The organism is Luteimonas lutimaris (assembly GCF_039537065.1).
Lineage (GTDB): Bacteria > Pseudomonadota > Gammaproteobacteria > Xanthomonadales > Xanthomonadaceae > Luteimonas > Luteimonas lutimaris.
Window position 1 is genome coordinate 12,499 of record NZ_BAAAZU010000009.1, and the last position, 17,793, is coordinate 30,291.

General features: G+C 70.1%; 17 protein-coding genes. 10 read left to right on the forward strand and 7 right to left on the reverse strand.

All coding sequences use genetic code 11. From position 1 onward, the window contains the following. Positions 1-74 precede the first annotated feature (74 nt). Positions 75-851, reverse strand: a complete 777-nt coding sequence (locus ABD679_RS09185) for a TerC family protein (RefSeq protein ID WP_344759678.1) — start codon at positions 849-851, stop codon at positions 75-77. 296 nt (positions 852-1,147) lie between these two features. Between ABD679_RS09185 and ABD679_RS09190 the strand changes: the two genes are divergently transcribed. The 4 genes from ABD679_RS09190 to msrA all read left to right on the forward strand — a co-directional run bounded on the left by ABD679_RS09190 (position 1,148) and on the right by msrA (position 4,154). Beyond that, on the forward strand, positions 1,148-1,330 hold the full coding sequence (locus ABD679_RS09190) for a hypothetical protein (protein ID WP_344759679.1): 183 nt from the start codon (positions 1,148-1,150) through the stop codon (positions 1,328-1,330). Between the two features lie 79 nt (positions 1,331-1,409). Further along, on the forward strand, positions 1,410-2,837 hold the full coding sequence (locus ABD679_RS09195; protein ID WP_344759680.1) for an IgA Peptidase M64: 1,428 nt from the start codon (positions 1,410-1,412) through the stop codon (positions 2,835-2,837). Positions 2,838-3,201: 364 nt separating this feature from the next. After that, on the forward strand, positions 3,202-3,651 hold the full coding sequence (msrB, locus tag ABD679_RS09200) for a peptide-methionine (R)-S-oxide reductase MsrB (RefSeq protein WP_344759681.1): 450 nt from the start codon (positions 3,202-3,204) through the stop codon (positions 3,649-3,651). Then, positions 3,648-4,154: a peptide-methionine (S)-S-oxide reductase MsrA gene (gene msrA / locus ABD679_RS09205; RefSeq protein WP_344759682.1), complete on the forward strand. Its 507-nt coding sequence runs from the start codon at positions 3,648-3,650 to the stop codon at positions 4,152-4,154. Before msrB ends, msrA begins: the two co-directional genes overlap by 4 nt. A gap of 31 nt (positions 4,155-4,185) precedes the next feature. Here msrA and ABD679_RS09210 read toward each other — a convergent pair whose 3' ends face one another. Beyond that, the gene (locus ABD679_RS09210; protein WP_344759683.1) at positions 4,186-4,725 is read right to left on the reverse strand and encodes a hypothetical protein; all 540 of its coding nucleotides are present in this window, start codon (positions 4,723-4,725) and stop codon (positions 4,186-4,188) included. Positions 4,726-4,813: 88 nt separating this feature from the next. Beyond that, positions 4,814-5,443: a membrane protein YczE gene (gene yczE, locus ABD679_RS09215; protein ID WP_344759684.1), complete on the reverse strand. Its 630-nt coding sequence runs from the start codon at positions 5,441-5,443 to the stop codon at positions 4,814-4,816. 194 nt (positions 5,444-5,637) lie between these two features. Here yczE and ABD679_RS09220 point away from each other — a divergent pair, with 194 nt between their 5' ends. The 5 genes from ABD679_RS09220 to ABD679_RS09240 all read left to right on the forward strand — a co-directional run bounded on the left by ABD679_RS09220 (position 5,638) and on the right by ABD679_RS09240 (position 11,208). Next, entirely contained in the window at positions 5,638-7,323 is a 1,686-nt protein-coding gene (locus ABD679_RS09220; protein WP_344759685.1) for an N-acetylmuramoyl-L-alanine amidase, read from the forward strand. Beyond that, positions 7,320-8,045, forward strand: a complete 726-nt coding sequence (locus ABD679_RS09225) for a hypothetical protein (RefSeq protein WP_344759686.1) — start codon at positions 7,320-7,322, stop codon at positions 8,043-8,045. Before ABD679_RS09220 ends, ABD679_RS09225 begins: the two co-directional genes overlap by 4 nt. Before the next feature lie 65 nt (positions 8,046-8,110). Further along, entirely contained in the window at positions 8,111-8,833 is a 723-nt protein-coding gene (locus ABD679_RS09230; RefSeq protein WP_344759687.1) for a hypothetical protein, read from the forward strand. 127 nt (positions 8,834-8,960) lie between these two features. Further along, positions 8,961-9,887: a DMT family transporter gene (locus ABD679_RS09235; RefSeq protein WP_344759688.1), complete on the forward strand. Its 927-nt coding sequence runs from the start codon at positions 8,961-8,963 to the stop codon at positions 9,885-9,887. A 151-nt stretch (positions 9,888-10,038) separates the two neighbouring features. Beyond that, entirely contained in the window at positions 10,039-11,208 is a 1,170-nt protein-coding gene (locus ABD679_RS09240) for an alpha/beta fold hydrolase (protein ID WP_344759689.1), read from the forward strand. Positions 11,209-11,221: 13 nt separating this feature from the next. Here the strand turns inward: ABD679_RS09240 and ABD679_RS09245 are convergent, their stop codons facing one another. After that, positions 11,222-11,827, reverse strand: a complete 606-nt coding sequence (locus tag ABD679_RS09245) for a flavodoxin family protein (RefSeq protein WP_344759690.1) — start codon at positions 11,825-11,827, stop codon at positions 11,222-11,224. 181 nt (positions 11,828-12,008) lie between these two features. Between ABD679_RS09245 and ABD679_RS09250 the strand changes: the two genes are divergently transcribed. Next, positions 12,009-13,241 carry an MFS transporter gene (locus tag ABD679_RS09250; RefSeq protein ID WP_344759691.1) on the forward strand — a complete coding sequence of 411 codons (1,233 nt, stop codon included), beginning with the start codon at positions 12,009-12,011 and terminating at the stop codon, positions 13,239-13,241. 129 nt (positions 13,242-13,370) lie between these two features. Here ABD679_RS09250 and ABD679_RS09255 read toward each other — a convergent pair whose 3' ends face one another. The 3 genes from ABD679_RS09255 to ABD679_RS09265 form a co-directional block, all read right to left on the reverse strand. Further along, complete coding sequence (locus ABD679_RS09255) at positions 13,371-14,600, reverse strand: DUF418 domain-containing protein (RefSeq protein ID WP_344759692.1); 1,230 nt, start codon at positions 14,598-14,600, stop codon at positions 13,371-13,373. A 90-nt stretch (positions 14,601-14,690) separates the two neighbouring features. Then, complete coding sequence (locus ABD679_RS09260; RefSeq protein ID WP_344759693.1) at positions 14,691-16,322, reverse strand: MFS transporter; 1,632 nt, start codon at positions 16,320-16,322, stop codon at positions 14,691-14,693. An 88-nt stretch (positions 16,323-16,410) separates the two neighbouring features. Further along, positions 16,411-17,619, reverse strand: coding sequence for an FAD-dependent oxidoreductase (locus ABD679_RS09265; RefSeq protein ID WP_344759694.1), 1,209 nt, complete (start codon positions 17,617-17,619; stop codon positions 16,411-16,413). Positions 17,620-17,793: the final 174 nt, after the last annotated feature.

Consider the following 17,793-nt stretch of genomic DNA (forward strand, 5'->3'; position numbering starts at 1 on the left):
AACATGCCAGAAAGTTCTACTTATGGGGTGTCTGCCGCTCGGGGAAGCTTACGCAGGGGGGTGGAGGCCGGCGGTTAGCCGGCTTCCTGTCCGTCGCCGGCGTACTTCTCGTGCAGCTTCACCGGCGCCACCGCGCGGTCGGCGCGGCGGCGGATCCACATGTTGACCAGTTCCACGAACACCGAGAACGCCATCGCGGTGTAGATGTAGCCCTTGGGGATGTGCTGGCCGAAGCCGTCGGCCACCAGCACCAGGCCGATCATGATCAGGAAGCTCAGCGCGAGCACCTTCACCGTCGGGTGGCGCTCGACGAACTCGCCGATGGGCCGCGCGAACGCGAGCATGAACACGATCGAGGCGAGGATCGCGGTGACCATCACCCAGCGCTCCTCGACCATGCCGACGGCGGTAATGATCGAGTCCAGCGAGAACACGATGTCGAGCACCATGATCTGCGCGATCACGGCGCCGAACGTCGCGGTGGCCGCGCCGGTGGCGGTGGGCACGGTTTCGGTGGCGCCTTCGAGCTTCTGGTGGATCTCGTGGGTGGCCTTGGCGATCAGGAACAGGCCGCCGCCGATCAGGATCAGGTCGCGCCACGAGAACGCGTGGCCGAATACGGCGAACAGCGGCGCGGTCAGGCCGACGATCCAGGCGATCGCCAGCAGCAGCGCGATCCGGGTGACCGCGGCGAGCAGGATGCCGACGCGCCGCGCGCGGTCGCGCTGCCCCGGCGGCAGCTTCGCGGCGAGGATCGAGATGAAGATGATGTTGTCGATGCCCAGCACCAGTTCGAGCGCGGTGAGGGTGGCCAGGGCGATCCAGATTTCCGGATTTGCGAGTTGTTCCATGGAAGGGCTTCCGTAGCGGCGGGGTGGGCGCCACGACGGGTCGCATCGAATGGATGCGCGCCTTCGCCGTGCCGGCGAAGGTCTTGCTCACAGGCCCGTGGCCTGCTGCCGCACCGGGGCCTGGGCCCGTCATGACGATGGCGGCACTGGGAGCTACTCCCCTTCGAGGCGAAGCCTAGCACGCCAGTCCGGCAGGAAAATGACCGGCGCCGTTCACGTTCGGCGCTGCGTTTGACCGGCGTTTCACGGCGCGGCGCCTAGCGTGCAGGCTCGCGAACACGGCCGAGGACGCACGCATGACCCCCCGCAACGAGCAGCCCGAACCCGGGCGCAAGCAGGATCGCAGCGACGGCGACGTCACCGGCCCCGACGAGCGCATCGACGAGCGCGACCACCGGATCGGCAGGAAGATCAAGCGCGAGCAGCCCGACGGCGACGAGCCCGGCTACGCCAACCACGACAACGTGCCCGATCGCTGAGCGCGCCGCAGGCGCGGCCTGTTTCCATTTCCGCGCCGCCGGCCGGATGATGTACGCCGTGCCTTTGCGGGGAATCCAGATGCGCCTTGCCACCGTTTCCGCGGCCGTGCTTTGCCTGCTCGCCGCCGCTGCCCTCGCGATTCCGCCTGCGATGGCGGCCGACGCGGCGCGGCGCACGCTGCGCGTCGACATCCAGCATTCCGGCGACGCCGGCAACGAGCACTACGCGCTCGACCGCGTGGTCGTCGAGCCGCTGCCGTGGCCGGGCAATCCGGACCGGCCGCTGGACGACAGCAACCGCGGCAGCCAGAAGTTCGAAGTGGTCGATGCCGCCAGCGGGAAGGTCCTGTACTCGCGCGGTTACAGCACGGTGTTCGGCGAGTGGCGCACTACCGAAGAGGCGCAGGACACGCAGCGCAGCTTCCAGGAGTCGCTGCGCCTGCCGATGCCCGACGCGCCGGTGCAGGTGAAGGTGTACGGGCGCGACGCCGACAACCGCTTCGCGCTGCAGTGGTCGGTGGCGATGGACCCGGCGGCGCTGGACGTGGAGCGCGTCGCCATGCCGGCGCCGGCGCAGCCAGTCGAAATCCGCCATCACGGCGATTCGGCGCACAAGGTCGACCTGCTGCTGCTCGGCGACGGCTACACGGCGGCGGAGATGGACAAGTTCCAGGCCGACGCGCGGCGGCTGGCCGACCGCCTGTTCAGCGTGTCGCCGTTCAAGGAGCGCGCGTCCGACTTCAACGTCTGGGCGCTGGCGGTGCCGGTGCCCGAGTCCGGCATCAGCCGCCCGTCGACCGGGCTCCACCACGCCAGCGCCACCGGCGCGCGCTACGACATCTTCGGCAGCGAGCGCTACATCCTCACGCTCGACAACCGCGCCTTCCGCGACCTCGCGCAGTACGCGCCGTACGAGTTCGTCGAGATCATGGTCAACGGGCAGACGTACGGGGGTGGCGGCATCTTCGGCCAGTTCAGCACGGTGGCCGCCGACAACGACTGGGCCGACTACGTGTTCGTGCACGAATTCGGCCACCACTTCGCCGGGCTGGCCGACGAGTACTACACCTCGGACGTGGCCTACGCCGCCGACGGGCAGCGCGTGGAGCCGTGGGAGCCGAACGTCACCGCGCTGCCGGATCCCGGCAAGCTGAAATGGCAGGGGCAGATGAGCCCGGCCGTGCCGCTGCCGACGCCGTGGCCGAAGGCGGAGTTCGAAGCCTACGAACGCGACGTGCAGGCGCGCCGCGTGCAACTGCGCGCGGACCGGCGCCCGGAGGCGGAGATGAGCGCGCTGTTCCGCGAGGAGCAGGCACACGTGGATGCGCTGTTCGCCGGTGCGGAGTACCGCGATGCCATCGGCGCGTTCGAGGGCGCCAACTACGCGGCCACCGGCTATTACCGGCCGCAGATGCAATGCATGATGTTCACCCGCGCCGATGCGTTCTGCCAGGTGTGCCAGGCGGCGATCACGGACATCATCGAGCTGTACACCGCCGTCCCCTGACATGCATTCGAGTGCCGGCTGCAGGCGCCGCCGTCCCTTGCAGGAGCGGCTTCAGCCGCGAGCTTTGGCTCCCGGCTTTCGTAGGAGCGACGGAAGTCGCGATTGCCCTTACTGGCAGGGCATCGCGGCTCCCGCCGCTCCTACCAACCCCTTCCGCAGGAGCGGCGGCGGCCGCGATCCTTCGATTTCTGTAGGAGCGGCTTCAGCCGCGAGCTTTGGCCCCCGGCTTTCGTAGGAGCGACGGAAGTCGCGATTGCCCTCACCGGCAGGGCATCGCGGCTCCTGCCGCTCCCGCAAGGCAGCCGGTACTTTCGAACGGGCGCCGGCATCCCCATATCCAACGCATCTCTTCCGGAGCCGCGCCATGACCGCCTATCGCAAGTCCCCCGAAGCCGTCGCAAGGCTGACCCCCGAGCAGTACCGCGTCACCCAGGAGAGCGCCACCGAGCGCCCGGGCACGGGTGAGTACCTGCACAACAGGGCGCCGGGGATCTATGTCGACATCGTGTCGGGCGAGCCGCTGTTCGCGTCGTCGGCGAAGTTCGAGTCGGGCTGCGGGTGGCCGAGTTTCACCCGTCCGATCGAGCCGGCCCACGTCAATGAGCTGCGCGACACCACGCACGGCATGGTCCGCACCGAGGTGCGTTCGGTGCACGGCGACAGCCACCTCGGGCACGTGTTCGAGGACGGGCCGCGCGACCAGGGCGGGCTGCGCTACTGCATAAATTCGGCGGCGCTGCGGTTTGTTCCGCGCGAGGAGATGGAGGCAGCCGGGTACGGCGCTTACCTCGACCAGGTGGAGGACCCGGCATGACGACCGAGCGCGCGATCCTCGCCGGCGGCTGCTTCTGGGGCGTGCAGGAGTTGCTGCGCAAGATGGACGGAGTGGTCTCCACGCGCGTGGGTTACAGCGGCGGCGATGTGCCGGATGCGACCTACCGCAACCACGGCACGCACGCCGAGGCGGTGGAGATCGTGTTCGACCCGGCGAAGATCGGCTTCCGCGACCTGCTGGCGTTCTTCTTCCAGATCCACGATCCATCGACGAAGGACCGCCAGGGCAACGATCGCGGCGCGTCGTACCGCTCCGCGATCTTCTTCACTACGCCGGAGCAGGCGCGCATTGCGCGCGAGACCATCGCCGACGTCGACGCCTCCGGCCTGTGGCCGGGCAAGGCCGTGACCGAGGTCGAGCCGGCGGGTGATTTCTGGGAAGCCGAACCCGAGCACCAGGACTACCTGCAGCGCTATCCCACCGGTTACACCTGCCACTACGTGCGACCGGACTGGAAGCTGCCGCGGCGCGGCGGCGGCTGACCCGCGATCGCCGTGTGGCGGCCGGTCCCGCTCAGCCGCGATCGGCGCCGCTTTCCAGCCTCGACCTGGCCGCGCGCAGCAGCCTGCGCGAATACACGGCATGCGCGCCCAGCAGCCAGCGATAGGGAAAGCCCAGCGTGGGCTGGCTGCTGCGCGGATCGGTGACCGGCACGATCGCCGATCCGAAGTACAGGCGCGTCCCGGCGCAGCCCTCGCCATCGTCCCCGCCATCGAGCGGCATGGTCATCAGCCACGAGCGCGTGCGCCCGGTGACGTCGCGGAGCAGCAGTTGCCGCGACGTTCGCGCCTCGACGCGCCAGGCCGCGAACGTATCGCTCGCACCCGCTGCCAGCTGCCGCGCCTGCACGTCGGTCGACGGCAGCGACGCCAGCCAGCGCAGTACCAGGCGTTCGGACCGGAACAGGGGCGTGGTGTAGAAGGCTTCCACATACCCGGCCTGCGACACCGTGCGCGGCGTTTCGGTGGCGTAGCAGTCGACGTGGGCGCCGGCCGTGCAATGGCGCCGGAGCAGGGCGTCTCCCGGCAGCGGGCAGGCGCGGACGCCGCTCATCGCCGGATCGGAAACGGTGGAAGTGCGGTCCGGCAGGTCCGGCGGCGCGCGAGCGCTCCACCTGCCCGCAGCCCGTTGTCGCGTCCGCTCACGGGCAGCGGTCCGCGCAGACGCCTTCCGCCTCGACCACGACCCGCACCTGGCGATCGAACCACGGCAGCATCAGCTGGATCAGCGGCCCGATCAGCAGCATGTAGGCCACGGTGCCCAGGCCCAGCGTGCCGCCGAGCAGGTAGCCCGACAGCAGCACGCTGCCCTCGATGAGCGTGCGCACCAGGCGCACGGAGCGGCCGGTGCGGCGCACCAGGCCGGTCATCAGGCCATCGCGCGGGCCGGGGCCCATGCGTGCGCCGAGGTAGGCCGCGGTCGCGGCGCCGTTGAGCACGATGCCGCCGAACAGCAGCGCCAGCCGCGTCGCCAGCGGCGCATCGAGCAGGCGGTCGCCAACCCATCCGTTCACCAGATCGAACACCAGTCCGATCACCACCGCGTTGCACAGCGTGCCGAAGCCGGGCTTCTGCCGGATCGGGATCCACAGCAGCAGGGTCACGAAACTCACCGCGATGGCGACCCGGCCCATCGGCCAGCCGCCCTGCAGCGCGAGGCCCTGGTGCAGCACGTCCCAGGGCATCAGTCCGAGGCCGGATCGCAGCAGCATCACCATCGACATGCCGTAGGCGGTGAGTCCGAGGAACAGCTTGAGCAGGCGCAGGGGCATGGGGCACCGGGAAGCAGGCGGTCGCGCATTGTAGGTGCCGCTGGCGTTGCCCTCCGGCGACGATGCATTTCATCCGAGGCAATGGCCGTCCGCACCGCCGAGGCATGCGAGAGGCGCATCACGGTTCCGGCGCGCCCTGGGTGCCGGGGTGCCGCCCGGCTTGCATGACGGACGCCGGGCGGGTATCACGGGGCATGCCGGCGCCGCGCGGGATCGTGCGACGCCGGTTCATGGGCCGGCCGGTTCGGTCCATCGATCATGGGCGTCGCAGGGAGGCTGCAATGGCAAGGATGTGGATAGTCGTGGGCGATACCACCAGTGGCGGCGGCAGCGTCGTTGCCGGTTCGCCCTTCACCGCGGTGGAAGGCAAGCCCGTCGCGCGGGTCGGGGACGCGGTGGTCTGCAGCCGCCACGGCCCGACGACCATCGCCAGCGGCGACGCAACCACGCTCATCGACGGCCAGGCGCTGGCACGCCAGGGCGACGCCTGCGCCTGCGGCTGCACGCTGGTGGCGGTGGCGCAGCAGCGCGCCTTCATCGATCCAGGCGCGGCCCAGGGTGCGGGTGCCGGCGCGTCGTCGGCCGCCGCATCGGCTGGCGGTGGCGCGTCGCCTGCCGTGGGCAACGCGGCACGGGCGCTGGGTGCCACTCCGGCCGCTGCCCAGGGCGCGGCGAACGACGAGGATGAGCCGGTGCCCGAGGTCCAGGCCATCGAGCTTGCACCGCAGGTCGTCGACGAGGATGACAACGCGGTCGCGGACTCGACCACGCCGCAGGCGCTCGGGCATCGCCACCCCATGGTGGAGCAGGATCCGGCGACCAACTGCATTGCCCACCGCGAGGTCAAGATCCGCGTCAGCAGCGACAACCAGCCGGCCGACGCCTTCAAGGGCCGCAAGGTGACCTGGACCATGGCGCCGCTGTTCACCGCGCCGGGTGCTTCCGCAGCAGCGTTCCGCGGCGACTGGGCGCAGGCTGCGCAGGGCCATCGGGATCGCTTCGAGGCTTCCGCCACCTTCGGCGCGAACGGCTTCGCGCGCAGCGGGCAGGATTCGGCCACCACCACCGTCGATGCCGAGGGCTACAGCGCGATCCGCGTCAACCTGCCGCCGATCGGCTTCAACGCCGCGCGCGTGAGCGTGCAGGTCGAAGGCATGGGCGAAGTCACGGAGCTGATCGACCTGGAGGTGCCCGCGATCGTGGTCATCGATCCGGGGCACGGTGGCACTTCGAAGCTGGGTGGATCGAGTGCGAACAATGCCACCAGCATCGGTGATGCCGAAGGCAACCGTTCGCTGGAGAAGGACCTGACCCTGCTGTTCAGCAGGAAGCTCAGGACGCAACTGCGGCAGCGGCGCGATGACCAGTCCCTGATGTTGCAGGTTGTGATGGTTCGCGACAGCGACATCAACGTCGGCATTGCGGATCGTGCGCATGCCGCGCGCGACCGGGGCGCGGACATCCTCTTCAGCATCCACTTCAATGGCTACTCCAGTGCATCCGTGCACGGACCGGAAACGCTCATCGAGCCGACGGCGTCCGGCAACGTCAACTACGACGAGGACAGGGCCCTGGCGACGCGGATACAGGCCGCGATGACGGCGACCGTTCCGAACGCGCAACAACCAGGCGAAACCGGATATCGCGGCATCAAGGTGGGCACGGAATCCGGGGTCTATCGCGACGGGAACCTCGGCAACAGCTCCCAGAGGGGACGCCCGTACAGCCGCGCCTGCCTTGCCGAGATCGATTTCATCAGCAACGCGGACGTGGAGCAGGAGATCATCTCCGGCGAAAATGCGGACGCCAACCAGGACACGATCGTCAGCGCGCTCGCCGATGCCCTTGTCGAAGACCTGCTGAACCAGCCTGCCCCATGAACCTTCATCGCTACGCACTTGCCGTGTTCGTGTTGCTTGCATGCCAGTCATGCATGGCATTCCATGCCCCGCGGGAAGAGGGGCAGTCGCAGGCCATGGAGACGGGACCCCAGGATGTCGTGGTGGCGCCCTCCGCGCTGCCGTCCAAACATCTGGCAAGGGCCGGACAGGAATCGCCATTGCGCGAAACGTCCCTGCCGGACGGGTGGCAGTTGCGTCGCGGATCAGTCGGCGTCCTCGTGGATGGCCAGGGCCGGGAGGTCATTGCCGGCGCACCGGATGCGCCACTGGTCGGGGTCGAGGCGTCTGGCGACGGGAAGTGGCTCGTGCACCATGGCTCGGGACGTTATGCCGTGTACGACGCGAATGGTGGCCTTGTGCGCACCGTTCCCGTATTCAACGTGCCAGGTGCGGGTGCGCCCATGTGGCGGTGGAAGGACTCGTCGAGCCTGGTAGGCGTGGTCGAGGTTTCGGACGAGGATGGCCAACCTCGATATCCCGAGACGGATGTCCTGCCGACGAGGACATTGCTTGTCATGTATCCGCTGGATGAGGACGTGGACGACCTGTACATGTTGGACGCTCCCGAGCCACCCGCGGGGACCGTCGTCCGGCTGGAAGGTGTGACCCGGCAGGGAGGGCTGGTGCTGTCTGCCGTGGTGCCGGCGGAGTATTTCGGCGGTGCACCGGAACAGGCGCTGGGCATCTATGAAGTCGAATAGGATCGCCGCCGCGGACGTGCCGGCGCACTTCGGCCGGTGGTGATGGCGCGGCGGTGGGCGGCGTGATGTCCACGACGTTCCGGGTCGCCGCAAGCGTGCGCTGCCTGTCCCTGGGTTGTCTGATTGCCGGTTGTGCGGTGGCGGGGGCCACGAACGAACCGGCAGCGGCCGCACGTGACTCCGCGCAGGCCGCGCAGGTCCATGCATCCGGTTACACGCTGCGCGAGACGGAGGCGCCTCCGGCCGAGGCTGCGCAGGCCGCCGTCGCGTCGCCACTGGTGATGCGCGGGCGCGGGACGAACGCACGGATCGTGGATGCCGCGGGCAACGCAGTCTGGTGCGCCCCGGGGGAGATGCCGCTGTATGGCTTGCGCGCAAGCCCGGACGGCCGGCGCGTGGTGACGTACGCGGGTGACGCGAATTCCAGCGTGCGGCCGGTCGATGACCTGGATGCGGCCAGGCCGCTGCCGACGCATCCGGACGTGCCGGGCGCCACCGGCTTCGGCCAGTGGTACTGGCTCGATGCGCAGCGCCTGCTCGGCGTGTCCGAGCTGCCGGCGGCCGGTGACGAAACAGGGCTGACGGCCGCGGAGCGGGAGTCGCGTGCCCCAACGGCGACCTTGCTGGCCGTGTTCGACCTGCGGGACGGGACGCTGCGCAACGTGGATGTCGCCGACGGGCTGCCACGCGTCTTCCTGGTCGAGACCGTGCAGGGCGTGCACATCCAGTTGTCGGACGAAGGGGCAGGCACGACCGCGTGGTCGGAACTCGTCGGCGTGCCGCACTGAGCCGACGCCGTCGCCTGCATCGATCGTCGCATCGCGAACGGCGCGCGACAACGGATCGGAAGTTGCCCCCGCGCCCGGTTCTATCATGGTGCTGCGCGGCCACCGCGCGCCCCGAAGCCGGATCCCGATGCCCAAACCCGTGCAGCGCAACGCCGTGCTCGCCCTGCTCCTGCTTGCCGCGATCTGGAGCTACAACTGGATCGTGATGAAGCAGGTGCTGCGCTGGTCGGGGCCGTTCGAATTCTCGGCCTGGCGTTACGCGCTGGGCACGCTGGTGCTGTTCGCCGCGTTGCGGCTGCGCGGGGTGTCGCTGCGGCCGCCGCCGCTGCTGCCGGTGCTGCTGGTCGGGCTGTCGCAGACGATGGCGTTCCAGGCGCTGGTGCAGTGGGCACTGGTCGACGGCGGCGCGGGCAAGACCGCACTGCTGGCCTACATGATGCCGTTCTGGGCGGTGCCGGTGGCGTGGCTGGCGCTGCGCGAGCGGCCCACGGGACTGCAACTGGCGAGCATCGCGGTGGCGCTGGCGGGCCTGCTGCTGGTGCTGGAACCGTGGCACGGACTCGGCGTGCCGGGCAGCGCGGCGCTGGCGATCGGTGGCGGTGCGTGCTGGGCGATCGGCATGGTGCTGAGCAAGCGGCTGTTCCAGCGCGGCGAGGCGGGACTGCTGTCGCTGACCGCCTGGCAGATGCTGGTCGGCAGCCTCGGGCTGGTCGTGATTGCGGCCTGCGTCGACGAGCGCGGGATCGAGTGGAACGTGTCCTTCGTTGCCGCGCTCGCCTACAACGCGGTGCTGGCTTCGGGACTGGCGTGGCTGCTGTGGTCGTACGTGGTCGAGCGCGTGCCGACATCGGTCGCCGGCCTGTCCAGCCTGCTGGTGCCGGTGCTCGGCGTGCTGCTGGCCTGGGTGCTGTTGGGTGAAGCGCCTTCGCTGTCCGAGGCCGCCGGCATCGCGCTGGTCGCCGTGGCCCTGCTCGTGGTGGGAACGCGAGGGAAGCGCGACGGGGATGCCGCTACGGTGCGCAAGCCGCCGCAGCGCGACCACGAACGCGCCTGACCGCATTCCCATGCGCCGCATGCGGCCGCCAGGAGTTGCGGCCGGGACGAACGGCACTACCGATGCGATCCACCGCTGCTAGGGTCTGGTCCAACCGCGTCGCCACGTGCAGCTTGCCGGCGACAGGCAGTCCCACCGACAGGCCCCACGCATGAAGATCATCGCCAGCCTCCTGCTTTCCTTCGCCATGCTGTTGCCCACAGTGCATGCACGGGAGTCCGCGCCCGCCGACGACCGGTACGACAAAGCCCGGGACGTCGTGCGCGACCTGCAGCGCATCGTCGCGCCCGAGGGCATCCAGGAAAGCTACAAGGCGCGGATCGGTGGCATCGACCAGTGGATCAACGTCCGCGGCCAGGATCGGGACAATCCCGTGATCCTGTTCATCCACGGCGGCCCCGCGTCGCCGCTGACGCCGACGCTGTGGGAGTTCCAGCGTCCGCTCGAGGAATACTTCACCGTCGTCAACTACGACCAGCGCGGTGCCGGCAAGACCTTCCTTGCCAACGATCCGGACCAGGTCGCCGACACCTTGCACATCGACCGCTACGTCGACGACGCCATCGAGATCGCCGAATACGTCCGCAAGCGCTACGGCAAGGACAAGCTGATCCTGATGGCGCACAGCTGGGGCACGGTGGTCGGCATGGGCGCGGCGCTCAGGCGCCCGGACCTGTTCCACGCCTACGTCGGCATCGGCCAGGTCATCAACGTGCGCGACAACGAGCGGATCAGCTTCGACTACGGGCTGGCGCAGGCGAAGGCGCACGGCAACGCCGAAGCCATCGCCGAGCTCGAATCGATCGCGCCGTATCCCGGCAACCAGCCGATCACCCGCGAGCGGATCATCATTGCCAGGAAGTGGCCGCAGTTCTACGGCGGCATGAGCGCGTATCGCGACGGTTCGGCGAAGTACTTCTTCGGCGCTGCGCTGCTGTCGCCCGAATACGACGCCGCCGACGCGAAGGCGATCGATGACGGCAACGTGTTCACGCTCGGCAGGGTCCTGCCGGAATTCCTCGACGTCGATTACAAGGGCGTGCGCGAATTCCCGATCCCGGTGGTGATGTTCATGGGCCGCCACGACTACACCACGCCGTCCGAACCCACCGCGCAATGGCTGGAACGCGTGAAGGCGCCCTACAAGCGCGGCGTGTGGTTCGAGCGTTCGGCGCACATGATCCCGTGGGAGGAGCCGGGCAAGCTGCTGGTGAGCCTGCTGGATACGGTGCGGCCGATTGCGGTGGGGAGGGCGATCCGGAGCACTGATTCGTCGGGTGATTCCGGCGAATCGTCCCGCACTGCGATTGGCGTGCCTTGAATTCCGATTCGACCTACGGCGCCGGGTAGGGCCTGGACTGCAACAACCCGGCCAGGTGCGCGGCGTTGCTGGCGATGGTGCGGATCGTGTCCGCCACCTTCTTCGGCGTGCGCTCCAGGTCGATGTAGTTGGTGCTGCCCATCGCCTCGCCGACCCAGTACGGCGGGCTGCCGCCCGGAATGGTGAAGCCGACGTCGGTCAGCGCCTGGTAGAGCTCGGCGCAGACATGGTGCGCGCCGTCCTCGTTGCCGACCACCGCCGCCACCGCGACGCGGCCGAAGGTGGGGTAGCGGCCCTGCTTGTCGATCTCGCCGAGGAAGGCGTCCATGCGTTCGAGTACGCGCTTGGCCAGGCTCGATGGCTGGCCCATCCAGATCGGCGTCGCCAGCACCAGGATCTGCGCATCCATGACCTGCCTGCGCAGTTCCGGCCACTGGTCGCCGTCGCCCTCGTCGGCCTTGACGCCCGGCTTGACGTCGAAGTCGGCGATCCGCGCGTGCGAGGTCTCGACGCCGTGCTTGCCGAGCGCACGCAGCACCTGGTCGAGCAGTTTCTGGGTCGATGACGGCGCGGGGCCGGCCTTGAGGGTGCAGTTGAGCCCGAATGCGCGCAGTGGCATGGCGGTCTCCGGGATGGGGGAGGGTCCGACTGTGCGGCCCGGCGCGTTGCCTCCATGTCGTCGGTGCGCGGCCGCGGCACCATCGTGCAACGGGCCGGCGTCCAGGCGGTGCGCCGCTGTGTTCCAGCGGTGGTGGGCAAGGTTTCATGCGCCCGCTCTTGTTGCAATGCACAATATGCACATGGTTTCCCATGGTTCCCCCGGCGCGGCGGCATCAGCCGCGCCTGCCACGCGCGTGCTGCCACCGCGCGTGGTCAGGCTGGTCCTGTTCGCGCTGGGCGTGGGCGGGTTCGCGATCGGCACCAGCGAGTTCGCGGTGATGGGGCTGATGCCGGAGATCTCGCGCGGGCTGGGCATCAGCGAGCCGCAGGTCGGCCACGTGATCAGCGCCTATGCGCTGGGCGTGGTGGTCGGCGCGCCGCTGCTGGCGATCCTCGGTGCGCGCCTGCCGCGGCGCACGCTGCTGCTGGCGCTGATGGCGTTCTACGCGCTGGGCAACCTCGCCAGCGCGCTGTCGCCCGGTTACCACGCGATGCTGCTGTTCCGCTTCATTGCCGGGCTGCCGCACGGCGCCTACTTCGGCGTCGCGGCGCTGGTGGCGGCGTCGATCAGTCCGCCTGGGCAGCGCGGGCGCGCGGTGGGGCAGGTGATGCTGGGCCTGTCGATCGCGCTGCTGGTCGGCAATCCGCTGGCGACCTGGCTCGGGCAGGTGTTCGAATGGCGCCACGCGTTCGGCCTGGTCGCGCTGATCGCGCTGCTGACGGTGGCGATGGTCGCGCGCGCGCTGCCGCCCGATCCCGACGAGCCGCACCAGGACCCGATCCGCGAACTGCGCGACTTCAACCGCAAGCCGGTGTGGCTGGCGCTGGGGATCGGTGCGATCGGTTTCTCCGGGATGTTCTGCGTCTTCAGCTATCTCGCCCCGACCATGACCCAGGTGACCGGTCTGCCGGAATCGTGGATCCCGTTCGGGCTGGTCGCGTTCGGCGTGGGCAGCATCATCGGCACCCTCGGCGGCGGCCTGCTGTACGACCGGCTGCGCTTCCGCGCGGTGGCGGTGGTGCTGGCATGGTCGGTGGTGGTGCTGCTGGTGTTCCCGCTGGCGGCGCACGCGACGTGGCCGCTGCTGCTGGTGGTGGTCGCGGTCGGCACGATGGGGGCGCTGGCGACGGTCCTGCAGGCGCACCTGATGGAGGTCGCGGCCAGTGCGCAGACACTGGCGGCCGCGTCGAACCATTCCGCGTTCAACGCCGCCAACGCGCTCGGTCCGTGGCTGGGCGGCATGGCGATCAGCGCCGGCTTCGGCTGGACCGCGACCGGCTACGTCGGCGCCGCCACCGCGGTCATCGGACTGCTGGTGTACGCGTGGGCGCGCCGCGATGCGCGCGTCCCGGCGCGCGCGGCCGCCGGCTGAGCGCCGCTGCGCGCAACCGGCGACGCGATCGCGCGCCTCTGCAAGGGGCGCGATGGGATACGCAGGCACGCCGAACCCCGCCGCAGCGGGGTTCCGGATCACGCTTGTGTTGACGCGTTCCCGCGGCCGCTACGGATGCGTGGCAACGACACCGGCCACGACCTCCCGCCGCATCGGCTGGCGCCGGCCGTAGGTGAGGCTGCGCCACAGCCATTCCATCGGCCCGAACCGGTAGCGCGCCAGCCACCAGCGGCTGATCACGATCTGCGCGCCGAACAGCGCCAGCCACGCCAGCCAGATCGCCACGGTGCCGCCGCGCGGCCCGATGCCGAGCGCCACGCCGTAGAACAGCGCGACACCGACCACGCTGTGGGTGAGGTAGTTGCTCAGCGCCATCCGTCCCACCGGCGCCAGCGGCTGCAGCCAGCGGTGCCAGGCCGGATGGCAGAACAGGTGCACGAACAGCGCTGCGTAGCCCAGCCCCAGCAGCAGCGCGGCGTCTTCGGCGAGCGCGCGCAGCAGCATCGTGCCTGCGACGCCGTCGGGCCAGGCCGCGGGCAGTGCGACCCAGCCGTAGTCGACCGTCTCGATCGCGAACACCAGCGCCAGGCCGGCCGGCAGCGCCAGCAGCATGCGCTTCCAGAAGCGCGCGTGTGCCGCCGGATCGGCCAGCACGCCGCTGTAGCCGATCGCCGCGCCGATCAGCATGCGTCCGGCGATCGCCACGCCGATGCCCCAGTGTGATTGCGTCCACCAGTGCGCGAACCACGCGTTGGTGCGCAGCCATGCAAGTGGATCGTGGCTGGAGAATGCCGCCAGCGCGCGGGCGAAGGCTTCGTCCTGCGTCGCCAGCGGCCAGCCGCCGGGCCACCACAGCGACAGCGGTGCGTGCGGCACCGACACCAGCGCCACGCCGAGCACCGCCAGCGTCCGCGGCCGCACGCGCAGCCATGCCAGCGGAAGCAGGACCAGGCCGAGCACGGCGTACCAGCGCAGGATGTCGCCCCACCACAGCCACACATGCGCCATGCCCAGCAGCCACAGCACCGCCAGCCTGCGCGCGTAGCGCCAGCGGCCGCCTTCGCCCATGCGCTGCATCTGCAGGGCAAAACCGATGCCGAACATGATCGAGAACAGGGTGATGAACTTGCCGGCGACCAGCATCCCGTAGAACGGGTCGAGCCAGCGGTCGATCGAGACCGTCGGCAGCGCAAGCGCGGCCTCGCGCGGCAGGAAGAAGTACAGGCTGAAGGCGTCGAGGTTGGCCAGCAGCACGCCGGCCAGCGCAAAGCCGCGCAGCGCGTCGAGCAGGTCCAGGCGCTGCGATCCCGGCACCGGGCCGGGCGTTGCGATCTTCATGGGGGTGGAATTACGGGCGCGGATACCACGGACAAACGCGACGGGGGTTGCGGAAAGGACAGCCCTCGCTGGAAACGGCGGCGGCGGGGATCAGCGCCCCGCCAGCGCGTCCTGGATGTCCTCCAGCCCCTGGCCGCGGGTCTCGATGCCGCTGCGCAGCAGCATCACCGCCGACGCGGCCATCGGCAGCGCGATCACCAGCGCCGACAGCTGGAAGTGCTCGAACAGCCCGGCCACGCCCACCGCTGCGCCGAGGATGCCGCCGAACTTGGAGCTGGCCGCGATCACGCCAGAACCCGTGCCGCGCAGCTGCACAGGGTAGATCTCGGCGGCGTACGGGATCATCGTCGCGATCACCCCGCTGACGCTCACCAGCAGCGCCACGATCGCGATCGTGACTGCCGTCTCCGAACGCAGCCCCGCCACGCCGATGGCGAAGAACGCCAGCAGCGACAGCGTCGTCAGCGCGATGAACAGCACCAGCGTGCGCACGCTGCTCCAGCGGTGGTACAGCCACACCACCAGCGCGATGCCCGGCACCGCCAGCAGCGCCGACTGCGCGAGCAGCCGGTTCACCCGCGCCTCGTCGATGCCGAACTGGCCGAGGTTGGCCGGCAGCCACAGCACGAAGCCGAAGTTCACCAGTCCCCACGCCACGCCGCACACGACCAGGCCCCAGGTGATGCTGGCATGGCGCCCGCGCAGCAGCGCGCGCATGCCGGTGACCACGTGCGGATCGTCGAGCGCGGGCGCGCCGGGATGGCGGGTGTCGTCGGCCTCGACGGTGCTCGCGTTGCCGGAGAACTTGCGCAGCACCGCGCGCGCCTGCGATTCCAGGCCGGCATTGGACAGGAACCGCGGCGACTCGGGGATGTAGCGGTTGAGGATCAGGATCACCAGGCCCGTGGGCATGTTCAGCAGCCACAGCACGCGCCAGGAGAACAGCGGTTCAAGCGTCGCCGCCGCACCGGCGGCCAGCAGGTAGCCGGCCGAGGTGCCGACGCCGCCCAGCGCCACCAGCAGCCAGCCGCGGTGGGCGGCGGGCACGGTTTCGGCCATCAGGGTGAAGGCGATCGGCAGCATGCCGCCGGCCGAGGCGCCCATCAGGAAGCACATCACCAGGTTCCATTCGAACGTCGGCATCGCGCCGCAGATCGCGGTGCCGATGAACATCAGCGCAGACAGCAGGATGCCGGCGCGGCGCCCGAACACGTCGGCCAGCCGGCCCCACACGATCGAGCCGACCGTGGTGCCGATCAGCGCCACCAGCGCCAGCACGCTGGCGGTGGGCCGGGTGATCGAGTACTCCGAACTCATGCCGGGCATGACGAAGCCCAGCGTGGCCGGCTTCATCACGTCCACCGCGAGCGCGATGACCAGCACGGCCACCAGCTTCCAGTGCTCGCGGTTGAGCGGCACGCCGTCGGCAACGTGGAAGTGGAGGTGGCCGCTGCCGTGCACGCTCTCGCGCATCATTGCCAGCCGCGGCATCAGGCCATAGCCGGCCAGCAGCACGCCGGCCGGGATCATCGCCATGCCCCACAGCATCCAGGCATCCATCGGCATGCCCACCATCTGCCAGTGCGTGTGCCGGCCCATCATGAACATCGGCATGTGCGAGGCCACGCCGGCGAGGATCAGTGCGCAGCCGGCCCAGAAGGCGAGGGGATGGTGGAAGGCGATGCCGGGGGAGCCGCGGTCGGCGACGGGGCGGGACGTCATGGAAGTCTGGCGGTGGGTGCGCGGCAAGGCCGCATAGCATGGACGCGGCCGCGGTTGCTTGCAAAAGCGCGTGGACGGGGGAGATGCATCAGGCCTGCGGGAACAGGCTCGCCAGCCGCGCCACCATCGCCTCGGCCGCAGCGCGGTCGGGCGTGGTATCGGGATTGCCGAAGTCGCCCGGTGCCTGTGCCTGCACCAGGATGCCGTCGCGGCGCGGTACGGTGTAGAGGTTGTGGCCGCGCCACGTCAGGCCGTAGGTGACCTCCGGCTGCGGCACCAGTCGCGCGGTCTGTCCGCGCACCGGGATGACGCTGTCGTCGCCGAGCAGGGCGCGCGCGCCGTAGCCGGTGCAGTTGACGACCACGCGCTCGTCGAGGTCGGCCAGTTCGCGCAGGTTGCCGAACGCGCGTGTCTCGAACCGGCCGCCGGCGCGCTCGAAGTCGGCCATCAGCATCCGCGAGTACGCGCTGATGTTGAACGTCATCTGCGTATAGCGGCGCACGTACGGCACCGGGAATGGATGCTGCGACGGTGCCAGCGCCACCGCGCGCGGGCCGATGTCGCGCAGCAGCCGCCCCTCGAGGTGGGGGTAGTCGGGCTCTTCGTCCTCGCCGCCGCCGCCGCTGGGCTGGTTAAACGGCACGTCCGACAGCGAATACCCGTCGCGCCATTCGATCGGCTCGCCCGGCAGGCCGAGCAAGGTCTGGTAGGTGTGGAACGAGGTGCGCGCCATCGCTTCCCAGAGGCGTTCGAATTCCGGCGTGGCGAACCGGGTCGTGCAGATGCGCGAGGAGGGCGACCACACGCCGGTGGCGAGGAAGGAGCGCACGTCCGGGAGCCGCTCCTTCGCGTAGATGCGCACGCGGTAGCCGGCGCGCTGCGCGGCGACCGCGGTGGTCAGGCCGATCGCGCCGCAGCCGACCACCGCCAGCTCCCCGCGCCGCGGCCGCGCCGCCGCGACCAGCCGCAACGCCTGCTCGGCCGAGCCCCACGACAGCGACCAGCCGCTGCCGCCGTGGCCATAGTGGTGGATGACGGTGTGGCGGCCGACGCGCTCGGCCTCGATCCTCGGCCCCTGCGCGCGGAACGGCCGCGTGCATACGTCCAGCGCGACGATGCGGTCGGCGCTGGCGCGGATCGGCGCCAGCGGCGGGAGCGGCGCGAAGGGTGGCTTGGGGACGCCTGCGGCGAGGGCGTCGTTGGCGGCGGGCAGGGCACCCTCGCGCGCGAGGATGCCGCCGGATGACAGCGCGGCGGCGGCGAACCCGGCACTGCGCAGGAAATGGCGACGCTGCATCTGACCTCCGTGTTCGTTGCCGGCGTGCCGCGACGGCACCGGGCAAGCTTATCGCGGTCGGAAGCCGTGTCGCCTTTCAAGGTTCCGTAGGAGCGGCGGAAGCCGCGACCCGCCGCCGGAAAGGCATCGCGACTTCCGTCGCTCCCACAGAATGGCCGCCATGCTGTAGGAGCG